At 62.6% G+C, this 24,117-nt stretch carries 21 protein-coding genes; 10 read left to right on the top strand and 11 right to left on the bottom strand.

Features of this window, described 5'->3' with window-relative positions; all coding sequences use genetic code 11:
* The first annotated feature begins 24 nt into the window (after positions 1 to 24).
* Together B7O88_RS14725 and B7O88_RS14720 are read left to right on the top strand one after the other, a co-directional pair.
* Positions 25 to 879 (top strand): SDR family NAD(P)-dependent oxidoreductase, encoded by an 855-nt coding sequence (locus B7O88_RS14725; protein ID WP_088276996.1) that lies wholly within the window; start codon positions 25 to 27, stop codon positions 877 to 879.
* A 98-nt stretch (positions 880 to 977) separates the two neighbouring features.
* Positions 978 to 1,187, top strand: coding sequence for a YgdI/YgdR family lipoprotein (locus tag B7O88_RS14720; RefSeq protein WP_088276994.1), 210 nt, complete (start codon positions 978 to 980; stop codon positions 1,185 to 1,187).
* A 121-nt stretch (positions 1,188 to 1,308) separates the two neighbouring features.
* Here the strand turns inward: B7O88_RS14720 and B7O88_RS14715 are convergent, their stop codons facing one another.
* The 5 genes from B7O88_RS14715 to B7O88_RS14700 form a co-directional block, all read right to left on the bottom strand.
* Positions 1,309 to 2,766: a PepSY domain-containing protein gene (locus B7O88_RS14715; protein WP_088276992.1), complete on the bottom strand. Its 1,458-nt coding sequence runs from the start codon at positions 2,764 to 2,766 to the stop codon at positions 1,309 to 1,311.
* Positions 2,767 to 2,812: 46 nt separating this feature from the next.
* Positions 2,813 to 4,975: a TonB-dependent receptor gene (locus tag B7O88_RS14710; RefSeq protein WP_088276990.1), complete on the bottom strand. Its 2,163-nt coding sequence runs from the start codon at positions 4,973 to 4,975 to the stop codon at positions 2,813 to 2,815.
* Positions 4,976 to 5,065: 90 nt separating this feature from the next.
* Positions 5,066 to 5,446, bottom strand: coding sequence for a DUF2946 family protein (locus B7O88_RS14705; RefSeq protein ID WP_088276988.1), 381 nt, complete (start codon positions 5,444 to 5,446; stop codon positions 5,066 to 5,068).
* A 104-nt stretch (positions 5,447 to 5,550) separates the two neighbouring features.
* A complete protein-coding gene (locus B7O88_RS18000; RefSeq protein ID WP_160003196.1) occupies positions 5,551 to 5,706 on the bottom strand; it encodes a hypothetical protein in 156 nt (51 codons plus the stop codon).
* A 138-nt stretch (positions 5,707 to 5,844) separates the two neighbouring features.
* Positions 5,845 to 8,028 carry a heavy metal translocating P-type ATPase gene (locus tag B7O88_RS14700; RefSeq protein ID WP_088276986.1) on the bottom strand — a complete coding sequence of 728 codons (2,184 nt, stop codon included), beginning with the start codon at positions 8,026 to 8,028 and terminating at the stop codon, positions 5,845 to 5,847.
* Positions 8,029 to 8,104: 76 nt separating this feature from the next.
* On the opposite strand from B7O88_RS14700, the gene cadR reads away from it, so the two are divergent.
* Complete coding sequence (gene cadR, locus B7O88_RS14695) at positions 8,105 to 8,551, top strand: Cd(II)/Pb(II)-responsive transcriptional regulator (RefSeq protein WP_088276984.1); 447 nt, start codon at positions 8,105 to 8,107, stop codon at positions 8,549 to 8,551.
* On the opposite strand, the gene B7O88_RS14690 is transcribed toward cadR, so the two are convergent.
* Complete coding sequence (locus B7O88_RS14690) at positions 8,552 to 9,238, bottom strand: tellurite resistance TerB family protein (RefSeq protein ID WP_088276982.1); 687 nt, start codon at positions 9,236 to 9,238, stop codon at positions 8,552 to 8,554. It lies immediately after the preceding gene.
* A 167-nt stretch (positions 9,239 to 9,405) separates the two neighbouring features.
* On the opposite strand from B7O88_RS14690, the gene B7O88_RS14685 reads away from it, so the two are divergent.
* The 4 genes from B7O88_RS14685 (at position 9,406) to B7O88_RS14670 (ending at position 12,983) form a co-directional block, all read left to right on the top strand.
* Positions 9,406 to 10,074: a Rossmann-fold NAD(P)-binding domain-containing protein gene (locus B7O88_RS14685; RefSeq protein ID WP_088276980.1), complete on the top strand. Its 669-nt coding sequence runs from the start codon at positions 9,406 to 9,408 to the stop codon at positions 10,072 to 10,074.
* Positions 10,075 to 10,213: 139 nt separating this feature from the next.
* Entirely contained in the window at positions 10,214 to 11,818 is a 1,605-nt protein-coding gene (locus B7O88_RS14680; RefSeq protein WP_088276978.1) for a response regulator, read from the top strand.
* Positions 11,815 to 12,513, top strand: a complete 699-nt coding sequence (locus B7O88_RS14675; protein WP_088276976.1) for a sensor histidine kinase — start codon at positions 11,815 to 11,817, stop codon at positions 12,511 to 12,513. Before B7O88_RS14680 ends, B7O88_RS14675 begins: the two co-directional genes overlap by 4 nt.
* Before the next feature lie 98 nt (positions 12,514 to 12,611).
* On the top strand, positions 12,612 to 12,983 hold the full coding sequence (locus B7O88_RS14670; RefSeq protein WP_088276974.1) for a YbaN family protein: 372 nt from the start codon (positions 12,612 to 12,614) through the stop codon (positions 12,981 to 12,983).
* Here B7O88_RS14670 and amt read toward each other — a convergent pair.
* The 4 genes from amt to B7O88_RS14650 all read right to left on the bottom strand — a co-directional run bounded on the left by amt (position 12,980) and on the right by B7O88_RS14650 (position 19,466).
* The gene (gene amt, locus B7O88_RS14665) at positions 12,980 to 16,369 is read right to left on the bottom strand and encodes an ammonium transporter (protein ID WP_088276972.1); all 3,390 of its coding nucleotides are present in this window, start codon (positions 16,367 to 16,369) and stop codon (positions 12,980 to 12,982) included. The two genes, B7O88_RS14670 and amt, sit on opposite strands and share 4 nt — an antisense overlap.
* Before the next feature lie 262 nt (positions 16,370 to 16,631).
* On the bottom strand, positions 16,632 to 17,654 hold the full coding sequence (locus B7O88_RS14660) for an NADP-dependent oxidoreductase (protein WP_088276970.1): 1,023 nt from the start codon (positions 17,652 to 17,654) through the stop codon (positions 16,632 to 16,634).
* A gap of 142 nt (positions 17,655 to 17,796) precedes the next feature.
* Positions 17,797 to 18,867 carry a GGDEF domain-containing protein gene (locus B7O88_RS14655; RefSeq protein ID WP_088276968.1) on the bottom strand — a complete coding sequence of 357 codons (1,071 nt, stop codon included), beginning with the start codon at positions 18,865 to 18,867 and terminating at the stop codon, positions 17,797 to 17,799.
* A 53-nt stretch (positions 18,868 to 18,920) separates the two neighbouring features.
* Positions 18,921 to 19,466, bottom strand: a complete 546-nt coding sequence (locus tag B7O88_RS14650; RefSeq protein ID WP_088276966.1) for a gamma carbonic anhydrase family protein — start codon at positions 19,464 to 19,466, stop codon at positions 18,921 to 18,923.
* A gap of 128 nt (positions 19,467 to 19,594) precedes the next feature.
* On the opposite strand from B7O88_RS14650, the gene prlC reads away from it, so the two are divergent.
* Complete coding sequence (gene prlC, locus B7O88_RS14645) at positions 19,595 to 21,637, top strand: oligopeptidase A (RefSeq protein ID WP_088276964.1); 2,043 nt, start codon at positions 19,595 to 19,597, stop codon at positions 21,635 to 21,637.
* Positions 21,634 to 21,900 (top strand): YheV family putative zinc ribbon protein, encoded by a 267-nt coding sequence (locus tag B7O88_RS14640; RefSeq protein WP_088276962.1) that lies wholly within the window; start codon positions 21,634 to 21,636, stop codon positions 21,898 to 21,900. Before prlC ends, B7O88_RS14640 begins: the two co-directional genes overlap by 4 nt.
* Before the next feature lie 36 nt (positions 21,901 to 21,936).
* On the opposite strand, the gene B7O88_RS14635 is transcribed toward B7O88_RS14640, so the two are convergent.
* Positions 21,937 to 22,581 carry a hypothetical protein gene (locus B7O88_RS14635; protein ID WP_088276960.1) on the bottom strand — a complete coding sequence of 215 codons (645 nt, stop codon included), beginning with the start codon at positions 22,579 to 22,581 and terminating at the stop codon, positions 21,937 to 21,939.
* Positions 22,582 to 22,985: 404 nt separating this feature from the next.
* Here B7O88_RS14635 and coxB point away from each other — a divergent pair, with 404 nt between their 5' ends.
* Positions 22,986 to 24,110, top strand: a complete 1,125-nt coding sequence (gene coxB, locus B7O88_RS14630; RefSeq protein ID WP_088276958.1) for a cytochrome c oxidase subunit II — start codon at positions 22,986 to 22,988, stop codon at positions 24,108 to 24,110.
* Positions 24,111 to 24,117 lie beyond the last annotated feature (7 nt).

Here is a 24,117-nt window from a genome sequence, read left to right as displayed (position 1 = left end):
CGACCATAACAGGAGAACAAGAAGATGAGTTTCGCATCCAGAGTGGTATGGATCACCGGCGCCTCCTCAGGCATCGGTGAAGCGCTGGCCAGGGCCATGCTGGCACAGGACGCCGAGGTAATCCTGTCCGGTCGCCGCGCCGACGCGCTGCAGGCTCTGGCCGCCGTGGCGCCCGAGCGCACCCTGGTACTGCCCTTCGAAACCACCGACTACGACCGCCTGCCGGCATTGGTCGAGCAGGCCTGGGGCTGGCGTGGCCGCATTGATCTGCTGATCAACAACGCCGGGATCAGTCAGCGCAGCCTTGCGCTGGATACCAGCCTGCAGGTCTATCGCCAGTTGATGGAAGTCGACTATCTCGCGCCGGTTGCCCTGACCCAGTTGCTGCTGCCACGCCTGGTCGAGCAGGGCAGCGGTCAGCTGGCGGTGGTCAGCTCGGTTGCCGGCAAGCTCGGCGCGCCCCTGCGCACGGGCTACTGCGGTGCCAAGCACGCGGTAGTCGGCTACTTCGAGGCATTGCGCGCCGAAGTCGAGCAGGCCTACGGCATTGGCGTGAGCGTGATCATTCCCGGTTCGGTGCGCACCGCCATTGCCGCCAACGCGCTGGAGGGCGGCGGGAATGCACGCGGCCGGTCGGACGCCAACATCGACAACGGTATCGATCCTGACGACGCCGCGCGCACCATCATTGAAGGTCTGAGCGCCGGCAAGCACGACATCGTTGTTGCCGAAGGTATGGAGCTGATGGCGTTGCAGATGCGCGCGAGCGACCCGGAGCGCACCTTCGCCTTTACCGCTGCCGAAGGGGCGAAACTCGCCCAACAGCGCGCGCAGCTGGGGGCCGGCGCCTCAATCGATCCTGACGCGGTGAACACCTGAGCCTGCAGTCTGTGGCAACCCTCTGAAGCAGCGGCTAACGTTCATGGTGAAGCGCACCACAGGTGTGATGCGCACTGCCCCAGCGAAGGCCCTGCCCGATGAAACCACTGATCCCGGCGTTACTGTGCACCGTTGCTCTGGCTGGCTGCTCCAGCGAGTACATCATCAGCACTACCAGTGGCGAGATAATCGCCACCGACAGCAAACCCAAACTCGATGAGGACACCGGAATGTACATGTTCGAAGATGATGAAGGCCGCGAACAAGCCATTCCCGCATCCAGCGTCAAACAGATTATGGAGCGCTGAATCAGGCCATAATCCCGGTCTGCAAGGCGGCGTACCCTGCCGGGTACGCCGCCGGCAGCGAACCCCGGCAACGCGAGCCGGAAATCCGTCAGAGCTGGCAAGACCGACCCCGCAACCGCACTCAGCTCCTCACCGTGCGGCGCCGTCCCGGCCGCAACCGCCGATAACCAATCACAACACCGCTGACGCTGATCAGCATGCCACCCAGACTGAAGCCGACCATCCAAACATCCCACAATGGCCGATGATCCAGCAGCGGCAACCAGTCCCAACTGTGCAGCAGCGCAAACAGTACCCGCGAAACCCTCCGCGCCGGACTGCTTTGACCGAGCAGCGCGCCGGTCGCCGGGTCAACCTCCACCCAACGGCCATCGGCGAAACGGGCACGTAACATCGGCAAGGGTTTTGGCAGGTGCCCCAGCATGCTGTGCTCGGCGCGCGGGTAGTAATAGAAATCGTGGGCCGTCAGCCATTCGAACTGCACCTGCTGCGTTGGCGCCATGGCCGCAATCGACGCTTGCAGCAGTTCACGCGGCAGCTGCCCGACCAGCGCACCAGTCTGCAGGTCCAGCACCCGCTGCTCACCGGCCGCGTTGCTTGCGCTCACCCAGTAGCGGCCACCGATCCGCCGCCATTGCAGCTCGACCGGCTGCCAGCCACCCACCTGCAGGCGCCGCAGCACATCGCCAACATCCGTCTGGGCAGGCGGCTCTGGCGAGCCGCTGTACGCAGCTACGGCCAGGGTTGGTGCGCGGCTGAAAATGCCCCAGGGGTTCATTGACATCAATCCGCTGAAGATCCAGCAAATCAGCAGCACCCCGGCCACCAGACCGGTAAGGTGGTGCCAGCGTGCCCAGCCACGGTAGGGCGAATGACTGCCGCTGCGGTAGCGTCGTCGACGCCAGCGCAGCACACCAATGATCATGCCCAGCAGCCCCATCAAGGTGGCAGCCAGCGACAGCCAGATCACGGTGTCCGTCCAGATCGGCTGCAGCACATTACCGCGTAGCGGATACAGCCAGTGAATCCAGGTACCGACCCAGTTCCACACCCGCTCGGTGCCGGTGGCATCGCGCACCACTGCACCGGTTTGACTGGATACATAAATCAGCCGACGCTGAGCGTCGTGCAGCGCAATACGGTAGAGCGGCCGGTCAGCGTCCAGCGCCCGCGAGTGGGTCCAGGCGTCTTCGTCGATCAGTGCTTGCAGCTCGGCCGGTGCTCCCGGTGCGAACTGGTCAGCGGCCGCCAGCGCCCGCTCCGCATCCACCGGCCCGGCAGGAATTCCTGTTAGCGCGTCAAGCACCTGCGCAGCCTGGCCTGACCGTGACAGCAGGTACACCGGCTCCCCGCCGATGCTGCTCAGGGTCAGCCCTTCGGGCCAGTCGGCGCCAGCCCTCACCGGTGCAGCACAGCAGCCCTCAACTGGCAGAGCCGGCAGGTGCGCCAGATGCTCACGAGGGGTCAGCTTGGGGTAGCCGACATAGAGCATCACCACGCCCGAGAAGAACCACATGGCCATAAACAGGCACAGGACAATGCCGAGCCAGCGATGCCATAAATACAGATAACGTTTCATCGGAATCTCCTGACCGCCGGCCAGCAGGGCCGGCGGCACGATTGCATCAGAAACGCGTCTGCAGGCTCAGCTCGACGCTGCGCGGTACGCCGAGATACAGCATGCTGCTGCCCGCCTGACGGGCGTATATCTCGTCAGTCAGGTTGCGCCCACGCAGGGTCAGCTCGGTCTCGGCGCTGAGCTGATAACGCACATGCGCCCCAAACAGGGTGTAGGACGGCACCCACAGGGTATTGGCCGAATCGGCATAAACCGAGGACACATAGCGGGTATCCAGGCCCAGCTGCCAGTCGCTGACTGGTGCCCAGGTCAGCCAGAGGTTGGCGACCCGCTTGGGTACGTTGCTCGGCCGGTTGCCCGCGTAGGACACTGCGCTGCCGCCGACGTTGGCATTAAACTCGTCGTACTCGGCATCGACCCAGGCCATGTTGCCCTCGGCGCGCACGCTGTCGGTCACCTGCAGCGCCGCTGCCAGTTCGATGCCACGGGCTGACTGCTTGCCGACCGGCAGGGTCTGACCCGGGTTGTTCGGGTCCGCGGTGGAAAGATCTTCACGCTCCAGCTGATACAGCGACAGGGTGGCCGAGCCGCGTCCGTCGAGGAAATCCAGCTTGCTGCCGATTTCCCACTGCTCGCCGGTGGTCAGATCAAAGTCCTGCACCTGATTGAAACTGGCGGTGGTGAGAATACCGGACGGCGGGTCCGCCGCCGTGCTGTACTGCACATAGACGTTGGCTGCCGGCGTGAGCTGGTAGACCAGGCCCAGACGACCGGTGGTCGGCTCGTAGGTCTGGCTGAAAAATGCCGGGTTGGTCGCCGACGGCGTCTGATGGTTGGTGACCTCCAGGTCGATCCAGTCGTGACGCAGGGCGCTGATCAGCGCCAGCCGGTCGGTCAGCTCGGTGCGGTTTTCCAGGTACAGTGCCCAGGTATCCACCTCGTTGGTGCGCTGCGGATCGTGGCCGGGGGTCATACCGGGAATATCGTAGAACCGGCCCGGATTGAAGTGATCCGGGTCCACCACATCAAATACCGCCGAGATCGAGCGCGGGTAGCGGGTCTGCACGTTGTGGCTATAGTCCAGCCCCAGCGACCAGTCGCTGCGCCGTGACCAGAGCATGCCTTCATGCAGCAGGTCGACGCGGTTGCCGTTCAGCTCCTGATCGTGGCGTTGTAGCAGCGCAGCCGAGCGGCTGATCTGGCTGTTGTCGGCGGTATAGGTGTAGCGCTCCAGATTGCGGTAATCGCGCTGGGTGTTGTAGTGATAGTAGGTATTGCGCAGGCGGGTCTGGTCGCTGAGCTGATACTCGGTGATCGAGCGCAGCCAGCGCACCCGCTGCTCGTAGCGCCCGTCCTCGACGTTGTAGTTCTCGAAGCGGCGGCTGTCATCGATCTTCATCTCGCCACCCAGCGGCTGCAGCGCCGGGGTGCCCCAGTAGGGGCTGTCGACCTGCTCGTTCTGATACTCCAGCGCCAGGGTATGCGACAGCCGTTCGCTGAAATCGGTGCGCAGCGACAGCGCGCCGGTAAAGGCGCTGCGCTCTTCGCGGTCAGCCCAACCGTTGCTGTCGGTCTGGCTGATATCCAGCCGCAGGGTATTGCGTACCGGCCCCTCGGTCAGCAGTTGATTGACGCCCAGCGCCAGCTCACGGCTGTCAAAGCTGCCATAGCGGATGCGCGCCTCGCGAAACGACTCGCTCGGGTCGGCCAGCTTGGTGATGTAGTTGATCGAGCCGCCAACCCCGCCGGCACCATTGAGAAAGCTGGAAGCGCCGCCGATGGCCTCAACGCGGTCATAGATCCAGCTGTCGACCGGGCGGGCGGCAATGCTGTCGTACTGCACGGTGATGCCGTTGAACATCTGCGTCACCTGCGCGCCGGTAAAGCCGCGCCAGGACACAAAACCGGCCTGACCGGGCGGCGACGCAGCGGTGACGCCCGGCACCCCGGAGAGAATGTCCTGGGTATCCAGCGCATCACGCTGTTCGATCTGCTCACGGCCAACCACGCTGACCGAGGCGGGCGTTTCCCGCGGCGTCAGGCCAAGCCGCGAACCGGACTCGGCAGGGGTATCAAGCTGCAGGTCGGTTGTCCGATGAATCTTGCCGGTTACGGTCAAGGTCGGCAGGTCGATGGCATTTTCAGCATGCACAAAAAAAACAGGGGCGCACAGCAGCGCGCCGCAAAGGGAATATCGCGAATATTTCATTGGTATTGTCCTGACAGAAACACAAGCTCGCCGACGCAACACAACGGCGCAGCGAGACACAGGGTGGCGTCGAATAAACGCCGGATAAGGTCAGAACAACGGAGAGGCGCGGGGGTTGGCCGGAGGCCAGACACAGCGCGGTGACACGCGGCGCAGCGCCGAGCGCACCATAGGCAAGCGCGGACGAGGCAAAAACCGCAGCCAGAGCAGGACGAACAGCAGGCCGATTGCCAGATTGACACTGCCGCAGACCGGGCAGCTGAAGCTCATCATGGCCGCAGCGTCGGCGGCCCCATCCTCCGCAGCCAGATCAATAGAGGCATTGCCAATAGAACAAAACACCACGCCCACACCACTGAGCTGCATGCCCAGCATCTGCCCGTGCAACAGACCACAGGTCGGCACATTGAGCAGGATGCTGATATACAGCAACCAGGTAAACAGAGAGCGATGGGGATTAGTCGATAACATGCGGCGAAGTCTAGCAGCGCGATGCACAGGGCGGAATGGCGGCGATGTCGCAGCAAGTCACCAAGACAGCGCCCGACTTGTTGTCGGGCGCACAACGATGAGGATCAGAAACGGCTGAAAATATCGCTGACAAAGACGGCAGGAATACTGGAAAAGGAAGTCGCAGGCAGGTCGGACTGCTCGGAAACGATCAGGGTGGCGGCACTGAAGGCCACCGCAAGCACAGCTGGCATCAGCCACGCGGAATAGCGGCGTGTCATGTCTTTCTCCTTGCGCACCTCCGGCAGAGATGCGCCAATCTTGTTTTTGTTAGCGGAGAACAGTCTGTTGCAGAAATTGCTACACGTCCAGCAAAAAACACCACCTTCTGACAATTTTTTCTTCGTCGCAGACCCACTCTAGAGCGGGTAACGCAATAGCCGCAGGCCGTTGAACACCACCAGCAGACTGACGCCCATATCGGCAAACACCGCCATCCACATGGTTGCCGAGCCGGTCAGCGTCAGGGCAACAAACACCGCCTTGATACCCAGAGCCAGCCAGATATTTTGCCGCAGGACGCGCAGAGTGCGCCGCGACAGGCTGATAAACGCCGACAGCTTGCGCAGGTCGTCATCCATCAGCGCAACATCGGCTGTTTCAATTGCGCTGTCGCTGCCGGCTGCAGCCATGGCAAAGCCGATATCGGCAGCAGCCAGCGCCGGAGTATCGTTGATGCCGTCACCAACCATGGCAACGCGCTTGCCGCGGGCGCGGGCCTGGCGAATCAGCGCCAGCTTGTCGTCCGGCAACAGGTTGCCATATGCCCGGTCAATACCAACCTGGGTAGCGATTGCCTGCACCGTCGGGGCGTTGTCGCCACTGAGAATAATGCTCTCCACACCCAGTGTATGGAGCTGGCGTATGGCGTCGCGGCTGCCCCGTTTGAGGGTGTCGGCTACGGCGAACAGGGCAAGCACCTGATCCTCGCCAATCAGCAGTACCAGCGACTTGCCCTCCCGTTCGAGCAGCCCCAGACGCTCCTGCAGCATGGCGCTCAGCAAACCGCGGGCCTCGGCCAGCCGCGCGTTGCCCAGCCAATAGTGCTCGCCGTTGATCAGCCCGCTGACGCCCTGCCCCGGCAAGGCAGCGAAGTCGTCCACCGTCAGCAGAGGCAGGCTGTTGGCGTTGGCGAGGGCCCGCGACACCGGGTGATCCGAGCGCGCGGCCAGACTTGCGGCCCGTTGCTGCGCCGCATCGGCGTCACTGCCGGCCAGCAGCTGGAAGTCGGTTTGTACCGGGCGCCCTTCGGTCAGGGTGCCGGTCTTGTCGAGGGCGACCAGATCGATCTGACCACCCTGTTCAAGGTGCACGCCACCCTTGATCAGCAGGCCCCGCCGGGCGCCCGCCGCCAGTGCGCTGACAATGGTCACCGGGGTCGAGATCACCAGCGCACAGGGGCAGGCCACCACCAGCAATACCAGCGCCCGATAAATCCACTCGTACCAACCGGCATCGGTTAACAGCGGCGGCAGCACTGCCATCAGCAGCGCCAGCAGGCAGACGACCGGCGTGTAGATGGCGGCGAAGCGGTCGACGAAACGCTGCGTCGGCGCCCGGTCGCTCTGGGCCTGCTCTACCGCATGAATGATGCGCGCCAGGGTGGTCTGCCCGGCCACTGCGGTAACGCGGTATTCCAGTGTGCCATTCTGGTTAATGGTGCCGGCAAAGACCGGATCGCCCTGCTGCTTGTCGACCGGCATGCTCTCACCGGTAATGGGCGCCTGGTTGACCGCCGAGCGTCCGCTGACCACCTCACCGTCCAGCGCGATGCGCTCCCCCGGCCGGACCCGAACCCGGGCACCCAGGGCAACGTCACTGGAGGCACGTACCGCCCAGCTGCCGTCCTCAAGTTGCACACTGGCTTGCTCCGGCGCCAGCGCCAGCAGGCCGCTGATCGCCTCGCGCGCCCGCCCCAGCGACCGGGCTTCGATATGCTCGGCGATGGCAAAGAGCACCATCACCATGGCTGCTTCCGGCCACTGCCCGATCAGCACCGCGCCGGTGACCGCAATGCTCATCAGTGCATTGATATTGAGCGTGCGGTGACGCAGGGCCACCCAGCCCTTGCGGTAGGTGTCGATGCCACTCAGGGCAATCGCCAGCAGTGCCAGCAACGCCCCAAGCCAGACCGGCCCGGAGGCGAAGTGAACGATCTCGGCCAGTAACGCAACACCACCCGCCAGCGCCAGCGGCCACCAGGGCTTGCCGGCGCTGGCCTCCGGCCGATGGTCATCGACCAGTAACCGGGGGCTGAAACCCAGCTCGTTTATCGCCGTCAGCACCGCCTCGCGCCGCTCGGGCAGATGGCTTACCGACAATACCCGTTGCAGCAGATTGAAATGCAGCGTACCGACACCGGCCATGCCGGTCAGACGCTGACGAATCAGCCGCTCCTCAGTGGGGCAGTCCATCTGTTCGATATGAATGCGACTGACCTGCTCCCCCGCGCCCGGCGCAAACACCGGGTCCGTCGGGGTAGCTGGCGCTGCGCCGCAGCAGGGGGCAGGCGTGGCGTGATCATGCGAATGTTGGGCAGACATGTGACCTCCGGGCAACTTTAGGGCAAAGTAAAAACCCTATAGCCACTACAGAGTCAAGCCTGCCCGGGAGGTACCTGTGAAAATCGGAGAATTGGCACGCCGCACCGACTGTACGGTAGAGACCATTCGTTACTACGAACGTGAAGGCCTGCTGCCGGAACCGCAACGCAGCGAGGGCAACTACCGTCAGTATGGCGAGCGCCATGTCGAGCAGCTGGTGTTCATTCGCAACTGCCGTCTGCTGGACATGACCCACAACGAGATCCGCGAGCTGCTTCAGCTGCGCCGCCAGCCAGAGGCAAGCTGTGGCGATGTAAACGGCCTGATCGAAGCGCACATTGAGCACGTCGGCGAGCGCATTGCGGCACTGAATCAGCTGCAGCAGCAACTGCTGGAGCTACGCCGGCAGTGTCACGACGATAATGATGTTGACCACTGCGGCATCATCGCCCAGCTGCAAACCAGTGGCAGCGTGAGCCCCCCCGATGCGGACTCGCATGTTGGTCGCAGCCACCGGCACTGATCAGACGGCGGTTGCCTGACGCTCCAATTCGGTGCGCAGTTGCGGATCCAGCCTCAGCTGAGTCGCCAGCTCCTGCAGGTACGCCCGCTCCATGAAATTCTGCTCATCAACCACCAGCAGGCTGGCCAGATACATCTCGGCCGCCATCTCCGGCGTCTGTGCCGCGCGGGCAATTTCGGTCGGATCCAGCGGTTTGCTCAGCTCGGCGTCAAACCAGGCATGCAGCTGCGCGTCACCGGTCAACCGGGCGATTTCGCCATCAATCAGCTCCCGCTCCCGGTCGTCGATATGCCCGTCCGCCTTGGCGGCACCAATCAGCGCCCGCAATATCGCATGGCTATGCTGCTCGGCCTGCGGCGCAGGCAGCCGGTCCACCGTCTGCGGCTCGCCTTGTGGCGCACTGGCACTATTTTGCTGCCAATGCTGCCAGGCCTTGTAGGCAACCACGCCCAGAGCCGCAAGACCACCATACTTGACCGCCTTGCCGCCCATTTTGCGTGCCTTCTTGCTGCCCAGCAGCAGGCCTACCGCACCCGCTGCCAGCGCCCCGCCGCCAGCACCGGTCAGCAGGCTTCCCAGCGCGTTCGAGCTCGATTGCCCCTTGGCCGAGGGCGCGGCATCGCCTGCGCCGGACAGGGCCCCGCTGGCAGACTTCAACAGTTGATCAAGCAGGCTTCGGGTATTCATGGACTTCTCCGTCAATGGCATGTCAGTTGCTTGGACCACAGAGTGAGTCCGAGCACTCATGGCAACCAAGCCGAACTTTGTTGCCGTATTTTTCCGTCCGGCGCAGGCAGCATGCCCAACTTGCGCTTAACTGAACCTTAACGAACAGGCGTCATCGGGGGAGCAGAATGGAAGCAAGCAACGGCAAGACCCTGCTGGTACTCGGCGGCAGCGGGCTGGTTGGCATGGAGGTACTGCGTCAGGCGCTGGTCAACCCGGCGATCAGCCGGGTCGTCGCACCCAGTCGCTCGCCGCTGCCCATGGCGGTCAGGCATTACAGCCACCTCGACAACCCGCAGGTCGATTTCGCAGCGCTGCCCGAAGACGCCGACTGGTGGCAGGCCGATGCCGCCATCTGCGCCCTTGGCACCACCCGCCAGAACGCCGGCTCCAAAGACGCCTTCCGCGCGGTGGATCGCGGCTATGTCGTCTCCTGTGCCCGTCACGCCCGCCGCGCCGGCACGCGAACCTTTGTGCTGAATTCGTCGCTGGGCGCCAGCCCGCGGTCTGGCTCGTTCTATCTGCGGGTCAAGGGTGAAGCGGAGCAGGATCTGGCGGCCATGGATTTTCGTTCCCTGACCCTGATTCGGCCGTCCCTGCTCGACGGTGCCCGCGCCGAGAACCGACCGGGAGAGCTGGTTGGTCTGCTGCTGTCGCGTACCTTCAAGCCGGTGATCCCGAAACGGCTGCGCGCGGTCAAGGCTGGCGACGTCGCAGCGGCGATGCTGCAGGCGGCCCTGATGGCGCCGGTCGGCCAGCATGTCATCGAATCCGACGCAATCGTCAGACGGCATTGAGTACAGGCCGGCTGCAGGCGAGCGGCCCGATTTGCCATTCTGCAGAGTGGATCAATAGTGGCTCTTTGATTTCACTGTATACTTGCGCCAAGGGTCTAAACTGACATTCGGCATTCAACGGCAGGAATATGGCGAAATCATGATCGTCTACAGCAACAAGCGCTTTCTGGTCGTCGACGACTTCAGCGACTTCCGCTCGTCGGTGAAGGCCATGCTGACCCAGATGGGCGCACAGCATATCGATGTCGCCGCCAGTGGGGCAGAAGCAATCGCGCTGTGCGGCAAGACCCGCTATGACATCATCCTGCATGACTACAATCTGGGCGATGGCAAGAATGGTCAGCAGGTGCTTGAGGAGCTGCATCAGCGCAAGCTGATAGGCCCGCACTGCATTTTCGTCATGGTCACTGCCGAGAGCAGTCAGGCCATGGTCATGGCGGCGCTGGAATATGAACCCGATGCCTATCTGACCAAGCCCTTCAATCGTGCCAGCCTGCAGCAGCGACTTGATCGCCTGGTTGAGCGCAAGCAGGTGCTGGCGCCCATTCTTGATGCGCTGGCTGCCGGCAATCAGGCCGGCGTGCTGGCCGCCTGCGACACCCTGCTGGCAAATCAGCCGCGTCTTGCCCCGCTCTGCCAGCGCTACCGGGCCAACGCCCTGGCCGCACTCGGACGCGATGCCGAACTTCAGACCCTGCTGCAGGCCATCATCGATGAGCGTCCACTGCCCTGGGCGCTGGTCATGCTGGCCGGGCACCTGCTTGAGCGCGGCCATCTGGACCGCGCCGAGGCGCTCTACGAGCAGGGCATCAGCCAGTTTCCGATGCTGCCCACGCTGTATGACGGACTCGCCCGCGCCAAACAGGTGCGCGGCGAGCAGCTCAAGGCACAGGTTTTTCTCGAGCAGGCGGTCAAGATCTCGCCCAACAACCCGCAGCGTCAGGCCGAGCTGGGACGGCTTGCCCGCGCCAACCAGGACCCGGACAGGGCTGTGCGCGCCTTCCGTCAGGCAGTCAACCTGGGCCGCCACTCTGCCTTCCGTGATCCCGAGCATCACCTGAGTCTGGCCGACAGTCTGTGCGCGCAGGCCGGTGACAGCGCTCCCGGCCCCAAGGTGCTGCTGGAGATTCGCCAGACCATGGACGATCTGAACAGCAGCTGGCGCGACAACGATGCCCTGGCCGCCCGCGGAGAGCTGTTGCAGGCCACGGCGCTCCAGCGAGCAGGCAAGACTGCAGACGCCGCCCAGATGGCGAAAAACGCGGCCGAGCGTCTGGCCAACATGGAAGACTTCTTTGCCGCCGATACCGCGCTGCAGGTCGCAGCGCAGCTGCGCGCGCTTGGCCAGGAGGCCCAGGCCGACCAGGTGCTCAGCAGCTGTGCCGAAATCTATGGCGACGACCCCAAGGTCATGGCCGGCATCGCCGAACAGACCAGCGACCCGGATATCCTGCGTGGCGGTGACCAGGCCATGGAACTGAACCGGCAAGGCATGCAGCTCTATCAGGGCAAGCAGTTTCCGCAGGCGCTGGAGGCATTTCGCAACGCACTGGCGCTGCAGCCGCGCAATATCAGCTATGCGCTCAACACCGCACAGTCGCTGCTGCGCCTGCTGCTCAGTGCTCCGGACCCGGCGCTGCGCGAAGAATGCCTCGACTGCCTGCAGCGGGTCCGCAACATGCCACCCGGTGACCCGCGATTCGAACGCTACAACAAGCTGCGCGAAAAGGCCGAATCGCTATGAGCGACGCACCCGAGGAGCAATCGCTGGATTTCTCCACCGTCATCGCCTCCACCGTTCACGACATGAAGAATTCGCTGGGGCTGCTGATGCAGTCCTACGGGCAACTGGTCGAGCGGCTGCCCGCCAACGAGCACGACAGCACCGAGCGCGGCGTCATCGAATACGAGTTCCTGCGACTGAACGGCATGCTGGTGCAGATGCTTGGCCTGTACAAGCTGGGGGTCAATCAGTTGCCGCTGCGGCCGAGCTATCTCGAGCTGGAGGAGTTCCTTGAGGATCAGCTGGCGCGCCACCACGACATCCTGCGCTCGCGTCATATCGAAGGGACCTACGAGGTCGATGAATTCGGTCTGATGGGATTCTTTGATGCCGAACTGGTCGGCTCGGTGGTGGGCAACGTGATCAACAATGCGATTCGCTACACCCGCTCGGCTATCCACCTGCGCGCAGCGATGGACGGCGATCAACTGGTCATCACCATCAGCGACGATGGCAGCGGCTACCCGCCAGCAATGCTGGAAAACCAGTCCGACTATATTCTCGGCATCAACATGAGCACCGGCAGTACCGGTCTGGGCCTGTATTTTGGCCAGCGCATCGCCGAGCTGCATCAACGCAACGGCAACAGCGGGCATATCGCCCTGAGCAATGGCGGCGCGCTGGGCGGTGGCGAATTTCGTATCTGGTTGCCCTGAGCCGCCGAGACATGCGCTGGCACTTCGAGATAAGCTGACCCCGAGTTCTGCGGATCGACAGCCATGCCCTACTTCATCTGTTCCCAACCGGCCAGCCCATGATCTGGTTCTGGCGCTCACTGGCATCACTGTGCGTCGCCCTCGGCGCCATCGGTGTCGTGGTTCCCGGTTTGCCCACCACCCCCTTTCTGCTGGTCGCCGCCTGGGCCTCGGCACGCGGCTGGCCGGAGCTGGAGGCCCGCCTGCTGCTGCACCCGCATTACGGCCCGCTGATTCGTGACTGGCGTACGCGCCGCGCTGTTCCGCGGCAGGCGAAATGGGCCGCAAGTCTGCTGATGCTCAGCAGCGTAGTCATGATCTGGCTGCTGCCCGCCCCCGACTGGCTGCGCTGGAGCCTGCCGCCATTTCTCTGTTGCGTTGCGCTCTGGTTATGGACACGCGCCGAACCGCAGCCTCCTGCCGGTCGCTAGCGCGGCATCATCCGCACGCCATCCAGCTCGCTCAAGGGTTGCGGGTGCCCGAGGAAATAACCCTGGGCATAGTCCACCCCCAGCTCGCGCAGCTGGTCCAGAATGGCCTCGGTTTCGACAAACTCGGCAACCGTCTGCAGGCCCATTTCGTGGCCGATGGTATTGATCGACGCGACCATCGCCCGGGCAATCGGATCCGCCACGATGTCCTTGACGAACACCCCGTCGATCTTCAGAAAATCCACCGGCAGCGACTTGAGATACGCGAACGACGACAGTCCCGAGCCAAAGTCATCCAGCGCAAACTGACAGCCGATATCCTTTAGCCGCTGCATAAAGACGATGGCCTTGTTCAGATTGGCAATGGCACTGGTCTCGGTAATCTCGAAGCAGATCAATTGGGCTGGCACGCCGTGACGTTCGATCGCCGCCAACACGAAGTCGAGAAAACTCTCCTCACCAATCGACGCCGCCGACAGGTTGATCGAGTAGCTGCCCAGTGCAACGCCATGCCGTCGGCTGTAATCCCCGAGCCAGGCCAGAAAGTTGCCCACCACCCAACGGTCGATGGCCGACGCCAGATCATAGCGCTCGGCAGCCGGCATGAACGCTCCCGGCGGGATGATACGACCATCCTCACCAAGCATTCTCACCAGCACCTCATAGCCAGGCTGGGTCTCGCGCTCGCTGATAGCGTAAATGGGCTGCACGTAGAGCCGCAGCAGATCGGCATCCAGTGCCTGACGCAAGCGATTGACCCATTGCATCTCACCGCGCCGCTCCTGCATCTGCGCATCATCGGCCTGATACAGGTGAATACGGTTGCGACCGGCGTCCTTGGCCGCATAACAGGCGCTGTCTGCGGCGCTGAGCAGCACATCGAGACTGGCCACCTGCTCTTCGATCTGGACCAGGCCGATACTGACCCCGACCGCAAACGTCTTCCCTTCCCAGCTGAACCGGTACTCTTCGACCAACGCACGGATGCCATCAACCACCGGAATGGCCTCTTCCAGCGTGCAACCACTGAGCAGCAAGCCAAACTCGTCGCCACCGAGGCGCGCCAGCACGTCTGAACTGCGAATGTGCGACTGGAACAGCTTGGCCAGTTGCCGCAACAGCTCGTCTCCGGCCGCGTGACCACAGGTATCATTGACGATCTTGAACTGATCGAGATCCATATAGCACAGCACCTGATCGACGCGCGCGCCCGGCCCGCGCTGCAGCGCCTGGGCCACCCGACGCTCGAACTCCTTGCGGTTGACCAGGCCGGTCAGGGTGTCATGGGCTGCCTGATGAGACAGCTCGAGCGCCAGCCGGCGGTTGACAGTCACATCGCGAAAGGTCAGCACAGCGCCAATGATGTGCCCTTCGGCATCGCGGATCGGCGCCACCGCATCCTGCACCGTCACTTCGCTGCCATCACGCCGGCGCAGCTGGTTCATACTGCCGGCCGGGCGGCTCAGTGCCTGCCGGTAACGCCGCAACATGGCACTGACCGGATTGAGCAGTTTTTCTCCGGTGCTTTCCTCGAACAGGCAATACACCTCATCCAGCGGTTTTCCTGCCGCATCAGCCTCGCGCCAGCCAGTCAGCTGTTCCGCTATCGGGTTGAGGTAGCGCACGCGCGCATCCGGACCGGTGGTAATCACACCGTCGCCGATCGAGGCCAGGGTCACCTGCGCCAGCATCTTCTCCTGAAACAGCTGTTGCTCGATACGCCGACGCTCGGTGATATCACGGATCATGCACGTATACAGGTCGTCCTCCAGTGACCCGCTGCTGACCGTCAACTCGGCAACAAACTGATCATGGTCGTTGCGACTGAACAGCACCTCCTGCTTGATCTCGCTGCCGGCTTCCGGCAAGGGCAGGCCAGACCAGTCACGCTCCGCCACCAGACGCGCCATCGGCTGGCCGATCAGGGCACCGGCGGGCAGCCCGAACAGGCGCTCGGCTCCGGGGTTGCAGGTCGCAAGGATGCCGTCCCGGTTACAGGTAACCACGCCGTCGCGAATGTCACGGATGATGCTTTGGGTCACGCCCACGGCGCGGCGCAGGGCGTGAATGACCTTGTTGTACTGCGCCGCGATCTGGCCCACCTCGGTAAAGGGTTCGACCGGCACATCCCGCTCAAACCGGCCATCGCGCTGATGGGCGGCCATTGCTTCGAGCAGCTCGATCAGTTCGGTACGGGCGCCATGCTCGGATACGTTCAGGCCAGCCAGCTCATCGTCCGGCGTTACCCGCATCGGCCAGAAGCGATTGACCGCGCGCAACAGCAGCCAGGTCAACCCGAAGGCCCACACCCCGGCAACCAGCACCCCTTCCAGCTGGGCAATAAACTGCTGGCTACGGGTCAGCCCGGTGCCCAGCGCACCCAGATCGGCGAACAGCGCCACCGCCAGCGTGCCCCAGATACCGCTGGCCAGGTGCACCGGCACGGCACCGACCGCATCATCAATCTGAAACCGAAGCAGCAACCGGTCCGCCATATACATCACGACCGCACCGATCAGGCCGATAAAGAACGCAGCCGACGCATCGACAACATGCGCGCCGGCGGTTACCGCAACCATACCGGCAATCATGCCGTTGAGCGGGTAGACCGGATCGACCAGTCGCCAGCGCAGCCAGGACATCACCATGCCGCCCAGGGTTCCGGCAATGGCGGCCAATACCGTGTTGGCGATGATGCCCGGCACCCGGCCATCAAAACTCAGCGTGCTGCCGCCGTTGAAGCCGAACCAGCCAAACATCAGCATCAACGCGCCCAGCATCGCCAGCGGCAGGTTCGATCCGGGCATGCTGCGCCCGTCCCGGTCCTGCTCAAAACGCCCCTGGCGCGGGCCCAGAATCAGAATTACCGCCAGCGCCACCCAGCCGCCTACCCCGTGCACCACGGTAGAACCGGCAAAATCGACAAAGCCGCGTTCGGCCAGCCAGCCAAGGCCATCGGCAAAGACGCCGCCCCAGGCCCAGTGACCAAACAGCGGGTAAATGAAGCCGGCAATGATCAATGTCACCAGCAGATAGGACGCAAAACGCATGCGCTCGGCAGCGGCACCCGACACGATGGTCGCTGCCGTGGTACAGAACATCGCCTGGAACAGAAAGAACGCCGAATGCCAGGTATCGGCAAAGGGCAGCATGGAGAAGCCCTCGCCATACCAGCCGCCGGCAGTGGCCCCGAACATCAAACCGAAACCGAACAGCCAGTAGCAAAAAATGGCAACGCTCAGGTCAGCCATGTTCTTGACCGCAACGTTGATGGCATTTTTGCTGCGAGTCAGCCCCGACTCCAGACAGAGAAAGCCGATCTGCATGTTGAATACCAGTCCGGCACACAAAACCAACCACAGAACATCGAGCATCGGGATGGGCATGGGAGATACCTGTTCCATTTGGTAACTGGCACTTTGATAGCGCAACTGCTCAGGTCATGCACCCCACTGGTGCAGCGGCCGACCAGTTTCGCGCCATGCGGCTCAGGATAGTGCAGAGCCTTGCAGGTTCTGTACCAAAAATCGTCGATTTGGTCAGAAAGTCGTCGCCAGAAAGGCGAATATGCACAACCCGGAAGGGTGTGCAGGAGAGGAGAAGTGCACTATCCCGGGCGCAGCAGCGCCCGAGATAGTTACGACAACATCAGTCGGCAATATGAACCAGCTGCTTGCCGAAGTTCTTGCCCTTGAGCATGCCCTTGAACGCCTCAACCGCGTTCTCCAGACCCTCGGCAACGGTCTCGCTGTACTTCAGCGCACCCGATGCGACCTGACCAGCCAGCAGCGCAGTGATTTCCTGATGCTTGTCCTGCCATTCGGTGACCAGGAAGAAGCGGTGTTCCGGCTTGGGATCAAGCGCACCAAAGATATGGAACGGGGTTTCGACCTTGCTCTGGTCTTCGGCGTTATAGGCCGATACATAACCACAGATCGGCACGCGGGCACCCGGGTTGATCAGCTTGGCTACCGCCTTGGCTACCTCGCCACCGACGTTCTCGAAATACACGTCGATGCCGTTCGGACAGGCTGCGGCCAAATCCGCATCCAGGTTACCGGCCTTGTAGTCGATGCAGGCGTCGAAACCGAGTTCTTCCACGACATAGCGGCACTTCTCGGGGCCACCGGCGATGCCGACAACACGGCAGCCTTCCTGCTTGGCGGTCTGGCCAACCACGGTACCGACCGGACCGGACGCAGCGGCAACCACGACGGTTTCGCCAGCCTTGGGCTTACCCACATACATCAGACCGCAGTAACCGGTGCGGCCCGGCATACCGGCCACACCCAGGTAAGCCTGCAGCGGCACGCCCTGATCCTTGATCTTGTAAACCATAGGGGCGTTGCCCGGAATGATGCAGTACTCCTGCCAGCCGGAGTAGACAGTCACAACGTCACCCACTGCATAGTTTTCAGACTTGGACTCGACAACGCGGCCAACGCTTTCGCCGACAATCGGCGCGCCGATTTCAATCGGGTCCATGTAGCCCTTGCTGTCGTTCATGCGCGGACGCATGTAGGGGTCAAGCGACAGCCACAGGGTCTTGATCAGAACCTCACCATCCTTGAGCTCACGAACAGGTTCTTCCTTCAGAACCAGATCACCATCCTGAATTTCGCCCTGCGGGCGCTTGTTGAGCACGATCTTGCGGTTGATATGAGCAGACATGTGATGCCTCTTGCATGAATGAGTGAATGGGCGGAAACCTCCGCGAACCCCCGGATCATAAACGAACCGGGGCCGCTACCAGCCCCGGCAGGCCTACTATTCACAGACCTGATTGTCTGCCAATCCTCTGGCCGAAACGGCGTCAGGCAATATCGCTGACCGACAGTGCTCCGCCGGAACTGATCACCCGATTGCGACCGTAGGCCTTGCCGCGGTAGAGACGCTGATCGGCGCAGCGGTACAGACCGCCAGCATCACGTGCGTCCCGGGGCCAGCAGGCCACCCCGAAAGTAGCCGTAATCGGCAGCGCCTGGCCCTGCCAGACCAGCGGCGAACGCTCAAGCTGCTGGCACAGCGTCTGCACCAGTTGTTCGGCAGCCACCGCGTCGGTATTGCGCAACAACAACCCGAACTCCTCGCCACCCAACCGCCCGATCACATCGGTGCCGCGCAGGCGCTGCCCCAGCACCCGGCACAAGTGCTGCAGGGCACGGTCGCCCGCTTCGTGGCCCCAGCTGTCATTGACCTGCTTGAAATGATCGACATCCAGCAGCACCAGGGCAAACTCGTCGCTGCTGCGCTGACTCTGCTCGATGCACTGGGCAAGCAACTGATGAAAACGGGCGCGATTGAATACACCGGTCAATCCATCCATTTCCGCCATGCGCTGCAGCGATTGCTGCGCCACCGCGCGCCGGCCCTCGTAAAAGTGCACGAACAGCAGAATCATCAGGCCGCAGATTACAGCGTTGCCGATATCAATCAGCCCGGCAGCCGATTCCGGGTCGGCATAGCGCCACAGATAAAGCAGCAGGGCCGCGACCATGAACGGGATCGACAGCAGCAATCCGGCACGGCGCCCCAGCAGCAGATAGGCGAGCACCGGCACCATATACACCCAGACAAACGCGGTAACCGACGCCTCGGGCATCAGCATGATATAGAGCTGAAAGCAGAAGGTAGGCAACAGGTAGCCGTAGATCCAGGGCGTCAGCCAGCGGACCCGCATGACTGTGCGGGCCGACCACAGCAGGAACAGGCCAACGATGATTTCCAGCGTTGCCAGCCCGGTATTGTCATTGCCAAACTGCAGCAGCGCAAAGCCGCAGAGTACGACACCAGTGCAGGCGAAGATAAGACGCAGCAATGAGCGCCGGGCAGAATCTTCCAGCCCGGCTGCCGCCCGTCGATGTATTCCGTGCTCCGAATCCAATGGCTTTCCTGTCCGATGACTGTCCGTAGCGATGCAGTATAGCGAAGCCCGCCTCAGCTGGAGGCCCAGTTTTCCAGCAGGTGCTGATCCTTCAGCCGTACGTAGTTGGCCGCCGAGTAGGTGAAGAACTCACGTTCCTTATCGGTCAACGGGCGCACCTGTTTGGCCGGGCTGCCCATATACAGATAACCACTTTCCAGTGTGCGCTTGGCCGGCACCAGAGAGCCGGCACCGATGATCACCTCGTCTTCGACCACCGCGCCATCCATGACAATGCTGCCCATGCCGACCAGTACCCGGCTGCCGATGCTGCAGCCATGCAGCAGCACCTTGTGGCCAATGGTCACGTCATCGCCGATGCTCAGCGGATAACCATCCGGGTTGAACGGCCCCGCGTGGGTGATGTGCAGCACACTGCCATCCTGCACGCTGGTACGCGCACCAATGCGAATGCTGTGCATGTCGCCACGAATGATCGCGCCGGGCCAGACCGAGCAATCGTCACCGAGGTGCACGTCGCCCAATACCACCGCCGACGGATCAACAAACACCCGGTCACCCAGCACCGGCTGCCAGTCCCTGAAGCCACGTACGTTCATCGCATCACCCTTGAATTTTGCGGCTATCGCCGTCATTGAGAACTTCTAACGAAGTCACGATGCCAAGCGCGCCGGAGTTGATTACCATGGGCGCATTGTAAGTCATCGATCGAATCAGGATACCCGCCATGCCCAATCCGCTGCTGCAACCCTACGATCTGCCGCCCTTTGCCGAGATCCGTGCCGAGCACGTCAAACCGGCCATAGAGCAGATTCTGGCTGACAACCGCGCACAGCTCGATGCCCTGCTGGCCAACCCTCCAGCGCAATGGACCTGGGCCAACCTGATCGAGCCGCAGGATGACATGGGCGAACGCCTTGGCCGTGCCTGGTCGCCGGTCAGCCATCTCAATGCGGTCATGAACAGCCCCGAGCTGCGTGAAGCCTATGAAAGCTGCCTGCCGCTGCTGAGCCAGTACTACACCGAGATGGGCCAGAATCAGGCGCTGTTTGAAGCCTACCAGCAGCTCGCCTCCAGCGACGAGTTCGCCACGCTGGACAAGGCCCAGCAGACCATCCTTGAACACGCCCTGCGCGACTTCAAGCTGTCCGGCATCGCCCTGCCGCCGGAGCAGCAGAAGCGCTACGGCGAGCTGCAGATGCGTCTGTCCGAGTTGCAGAGCACCTTCTCCAATCAGGTGCTCGACGCCACCCAGGCCTGGACCAAGCACATCACCGACGCGGCCCAGCTGGACGGCCTGCCCGAGTCCGCGCTGGCGCAGGCCAAACAGGCCGCCGAAGCCCGCGAGCTGGACGGCTGGCTCATTACCCTGGAGTTCCCCAGCTACTTCCCGGTGATGACCTACGCCACCGACCGCGCCCTGCGTCAGGAGGTCTATACCGCCTTCTGTACCCGCGCCTCCGATCAAGGCCCCAACGCCGGCCAGTTCGACAATGGCCCGGTGATCGACGAGATTCTCGTATTACGTCAGGAGCTGGCCGAGCTGCTGGGTTTTGCCAACTATGCAGAGCTGTCACTGGCGACCAAGATGGCCGAAAGCACCGATCAGGTGCTCGGCTTCCTGCGTGATCTGGGTGAGCGCAGCAAGCCGTTCGCGAAACAGGACCTGGCCGCCCTGAAGGCTTTTGCCGCAGAACAGGGCTGCGACGACCTGCAGCCCTGGGATGTTGGCTTCTACAGCGAACAGCTGCGCCAGCAGCGTTACGCCATTTCCCAGGAAATGCTGCGTCCCTACTTCCCGATCGATACCGTGATCAACGGCATGTTCGCCATCGTCCAGAAACTGTATGGCATCGAACTGCGCGAAGTCGCCGAGTTCGAGCGCTGGCACAAGGACGCGCGCCTGTTCGAGGTGATCGAGCAGGGCGAAGTCATCGGCCGCTTCTTCCTTGATCTGTATGCCCGCGCCAACAAGCGCGGCGGCGCCTGGATGGATGGCTGCCGTGACCGGCGCCTGTTGCCCGACGGCGCACTGCAGCGCCCCATCGCCTATCTGGTCTGCAACTTCACTCCGGCGGTCGGCGGCAAGCCGGCATTGCTGACCCACGACGAAGTCACCACCCTGTTCCACGAGTTCGGCCACGGCCTGCACCATTTGCTGACTCGGGTGAACTACGCCTCTGCCAGCGGCATCAATGGCGTGGCCTGGGATGCGGTCGAGCTGCCGAGCCAGTTCATGGAAAACTGGTGCTGGGAGCAGGAAGGCCTGGCGCTGATCTCCAGCCACTATGAAACCGGCGAGCCGTTGCCGCAGGACCTGCTGGACAAGATGCTGGCGGCCAAGAACTTCCAGTCCGGCCTCGGCATGCTGCGTCAGATCGAGTTCTCGCTGTTCGACTTTGAGTTGCATGTGCGCAAGCACCCCGAGCTGAGCGTGCAGCAGGTACTGGATCAGGTTCGCGATGAGATTGCGGTCATCAGGGTACCGTCGTTCAACCGCTTCCAGAATGGCTTCAGCCATATCTTTGCCGGTGGCTATGCAGCTGGTTACTACAGCTACAAGTGGGCAGAAGTGCTGTCGGCAGATGCCTTTTCGCGCTTCGAGGAGGAAGGGGTGCTGAACGCCGAGACCGGCCGCGCCTTCCGCGACAACATTCTTGCCCGTGGCGGCAGCGAAGCGCCGATGGCGCTGTTCGTCGCCTTCCGTGGTCGTGAGCCGTCAATCGATCCGCTGCTGCGCCACTCGGGCCTGACCGGAGAAGCCGCATGAACCAGCAACCGATCAAGCGCTTCATCGCCGGCGCGGTCTGCCCGGCGTGCAGCGCGATGGATACCATCAAGATGTACGAGGAAGATGGCGTACCGCACCGCGAATGCGTGGAGTGCGGCTATGCCGACACGCTGGATGCCCGCGGCAACTCGGTACCCAAAGAGCTGACCACCCGGGTCAACGAGGCACGCAAGGTACCAAAGAAGCCGAGCAGTCAGACGGTGCAGTTCTTCCCCAACCCGCGCTTGAAAAAGAAGGACTGACCGGGCAGCCGGCTCGTAATACGGGCCGGCTGCTGTTCAAGCCGCGCCGCGCAACTCAATCTCGACCCCCAGCTGACGGGACATGCAGGGCCATTGTGCCCATAACCGGCGCACCTGCGCCGGGTCCTGACTGGCCTGATAGGCCCTGAACGGCTCCGACTGAAACAGATCCTCCGGCAGCAGGCCAGCCACCGCTGTTTCCACCGCCGTATCCAGCTGGTTGGCAAACCCCTCGCCCATCAGTTGGTGCACAATCAGGTTGGCCCGCGTGGTATCCATCGGAATCAGCGGCGCAATGCCGTTGACGACGTAACGATCGTTGACCTCCTCGACCAGTCGATGGGCGAGGTAGGCTTCGTCCAGCAGGGTGATCAACCCCTTGTGCTCACTCGGCAAATCCGGTGGCTGCAGGACAAAGGCTTCCGCCACCTTCAGCACCGGCAGCATGCGCTCGCGCAAGTGCGCTGCCTGCGCTACTGCAGCTGCCGCTTCCAGCACGTCCGGCACCTGCTCGATATAGGCCCGGACAAAGCGGTACAGGGTGTCGACCTGATTATTCTCCACCCGGATCGATGGGTGCAGGGCCGGCAGACGGGAATCAAGCCAACGCTGCATCGCCCCGACCGAGTCGGGTTGCGCCATGGCATCGGCAATACGGCGTTTCAGGCCGGTTATATTCATGTTTCACGCTCCACAACGACGGCTGAATGCTGCAAGCGGCCAACAGCACATTGATATCATTCTCATTTCGAGAAAAGCTAGCAGAGGCACCCCATTCCGTCAAAGTGACTCATCAGGAGCCATTAGACCCGATTGTAATAACAGCAACCTCAGGGCGGACACCCTCCCCGCGTTCCAACTATCGCGGCTCGCTGTCAGTGAGACGCAACATTGCCAAGCCGAAACCCCTGTCTATACTCGATTGTGTCGGTAGCCTGTGGGGGAGTTCCGACCGGGGGTGATTCATCGCGATCTTCGCGCTGCGCATCCTGCGGTTTCGGGTATCTGCGCAGTGTTGTACCTGCTCCAGATACCCCTCATTCCGTGCACCGGAAGTGATAACAACAATAAAAGGGGAACCGGGAATGTTGCGAGCAGCAATCACCTGGCCTGTTGGCCTGTTCCTGTGCGCGCTTGGCTTGTCGGCCAACGCCGAGTGGGGCATCAACATGCGCCGTGGCGTCACCGACGTCAGCCAGTCCGTGTTCGATCTGCACATGACCATCTTCTGGATCTGCGTCGTCATCGGCGTCGTGGTATTCGGTGTGATGTTCTGGTCGATGCTGATGCACCGCAAATCGAATGACAGCAAGCCGGCGACCTTCCACGAGCACGTCGGCGTCGAAATCCTCTGGACCGTCATCCCGCTGGTCATCCTCATTGTCATGGCGGTTCCGGCCACCAAAACCCTGATCGATATCTACGACGCCGATGAAGCCGACGTCGACATTCTGGTCACCGGCTATCAATGGCGCTGGCAATACCAGTACGTCGGCGAAGGGGTCAGCTTTTTCAGCACCCTGACCACGCCGCGCGACGAAATCACCAACGTCAGCGCCAAGAGCCCGGACTACCTGCTGGAGGTCGACAACCCGCTGGTTATTCCGGTCGGCAAAAAGGTCCGCTTCCTGGTCACCGCCTCCGACGTCATTCACTCCTGGTGGGTACCGGATTTTGCGGTCAAGAAGGACGCCATCCCCGGCTTTATCAACGAGGCCTGGACCCGGGTTGAAGAACCCGGCATCTACCGCGGCCAATGCACCGAACTGTGCGGCAAGGATCACGGCTTCATGCCGGTCGTGGTGCAGGTGCTGCCGCAGGATGAATACGACACCTGGCTGGCTGAACAGAAAGAGGCGGCGGCGAAGGAAGCCGAGCTGCGTGACAAGACCTGGACCCTCGACGAACTGGTCGAGCGTGGCGAGAAGGTCTACTCCACCGCCTGCGCCTCCTGTCACCAGCCCAACGGTGAGGGTCTGCCACCAATGTTCCCGGCGCTCAAGGGCAGCCCGATCGTGACCCAGGACATGGCTGCCCACCTCGATATCGTGCTCCACGGCAAACCTGGCACCGCCATGGCGGCATTCGGCAAGCAGCTGTCTGAAGTCGACATCGCTGCTGTCATCACCTTCGAGCGGAACGCCTGGGGCAATGACACCGGCGAGATGCTTGCCCCCGTTGACGTGCTGAACGCCAAACAAGCCCAATAGGAGACCT

This window comes from Halopseudomonas aestusnigri (assembly GCF_002197985.1).
Lineage (GTDB): Bacteria > Pseudomonadota > Gammaproteobacteria > Pseudomonadales > Pseudomonadaceae > Halopseudomonas > Halopseudomonas aestusnigri.
Note: the sequence above shows the minus strand (reverse complement) of the source record. Positions and strands in the feature narration are given on the sequence as shown.

Bases quoted from the DNA above. Each gene is read 5' to 3' on its own strand.
- B7O88_RS14725 (WP_088276996.1), top strand. From the start codon at position 25: ATGAGTTTCGCATCCAGAGTGGTATGGATCACCGGCGCCTCCTCAGGC.
- B7O88_RS14720 (WP_088276994.1), top strand. From the start codon at position 978: ATGAAACCACTGATCCCGGCGTTACTGTGCACCGTTGCTCTGGCTGGC.
- B7O88_RS14715 (WP_088276992.1), bottom strand. From the start codon at position 2,766: ATGAAACGTTATCTGTATTTATGGCATCGCTGGCTCGGCATTGTCCTG.
- B7O88_RS14710 (WP_088276990.1), bottom strand. From the start codon at position 4,975: ATGAAATATTCGCGATATTCCCTTTGCGGCGCGCTGCTGTGCGCCCCT.
- B7O88_RS14705 (WP_088276988.1), bottom strand. From the start codon at position 5,446: ATGTTATCGACTAATCCCCATCGCTCTCTGTTTACCTGGTTGCTGTAT.
- B7O88_RS18000 (WP_160003196.1), bottom strand. From the start codon at position 5,706: ATGACACGCCGCTATTCCGCGTGGCTGATGCCAGCTGTGCTTGCGGTG.
- B7O88_RS14700 (WP_088276986.1), bottom strand. From the start codon at position 8,028: ATGTCTGCCCAACATTCGCATGATCACGCCACGCCTGCCCCCTGCTGC.
- B7O88_RS14690 (WP_088276982.1), bottom strand. From the start codon at position 9,238: ATGAATACCCGAAGCCTGCTTGATCAACTGTTGAAGTCTGCCAGCGGG.
- B7O88_RS14685 (WP_088276980.1), top strand. From the start codon at position 9,406: ATGGAAGCAAGCAACGGCAAGACCCTGCTGGTACTCGGCGGCAGCGGG.
- B7O88_RS14680 (WP_088276978.1), top strand. From the start codon at position 10,214: ATGATCGTCTACAGCAACAAGCGCTTTCTGGTCGTCGACGACTTCAGC.
- B7O88_RS14675 (WP_088276976.1), top strand. From the start codon at position 11,815: ATGAGCGACGCACCCGAGGAGCAATCGCTGGATTTCTCCACCGTCATC.
- B7O88_RS14670 (WP_088276974.1), top strand. From the start codon at position 12,612: ATGATCTGGTTCTGGCGCTCACTGGCATCACTGTGCGTCGCCCTCGGC.
- amt (WP_088276972.1), bottom strand. From the start codon at position 16,369: ATGCCCATCCCGATGCTCGATGTTCTGTGGTTGGTTTTGTGTGCCGGA.
- B7O88_RS14660 (WP_088276970.1), bottom strand. From the start codon at position 17,654: ATGTCTGCTCATATCAACCGCAAGATCGTGCTCAACAAGCGCCCGCAG.
- B7O88_RS14650 (WP_088276966.1), bottom strand. From the start codon at position 19,466: ATGAACGTACGTGGCTTCAGGGACTGGCAGCCGGTGCTGGGTGACCGG.
- prlC (WP_088276964.1), top strand. From the start codon at position 19,595: ATGCCCAATCCGCTGCTGCAACCCTACGATCTGCCGCCCTTTGCCGAG.
- B7O88_RS14640 (WP_088276962.1), top strand. From the start codon at position 21,634: ATGAACCAGCAACCGATCAAGCGCTTCATCGCCGGCGCGGTCTGCCCG.
- B7O88_RS14635 (WP_088276960.1), bottom strand. From the start codon at position 22,581: ATGAATATAACCGGCCTGAAACGCCGTATTGCCGATGCCATGGCGCAA.
- coxB (WP_088276958.1), top strand. From the start codon at position 22,986: ATGTTGCGAGCAGCAATCACCTGGCCTGTTGGCCTGTTCCTGTGCGCG.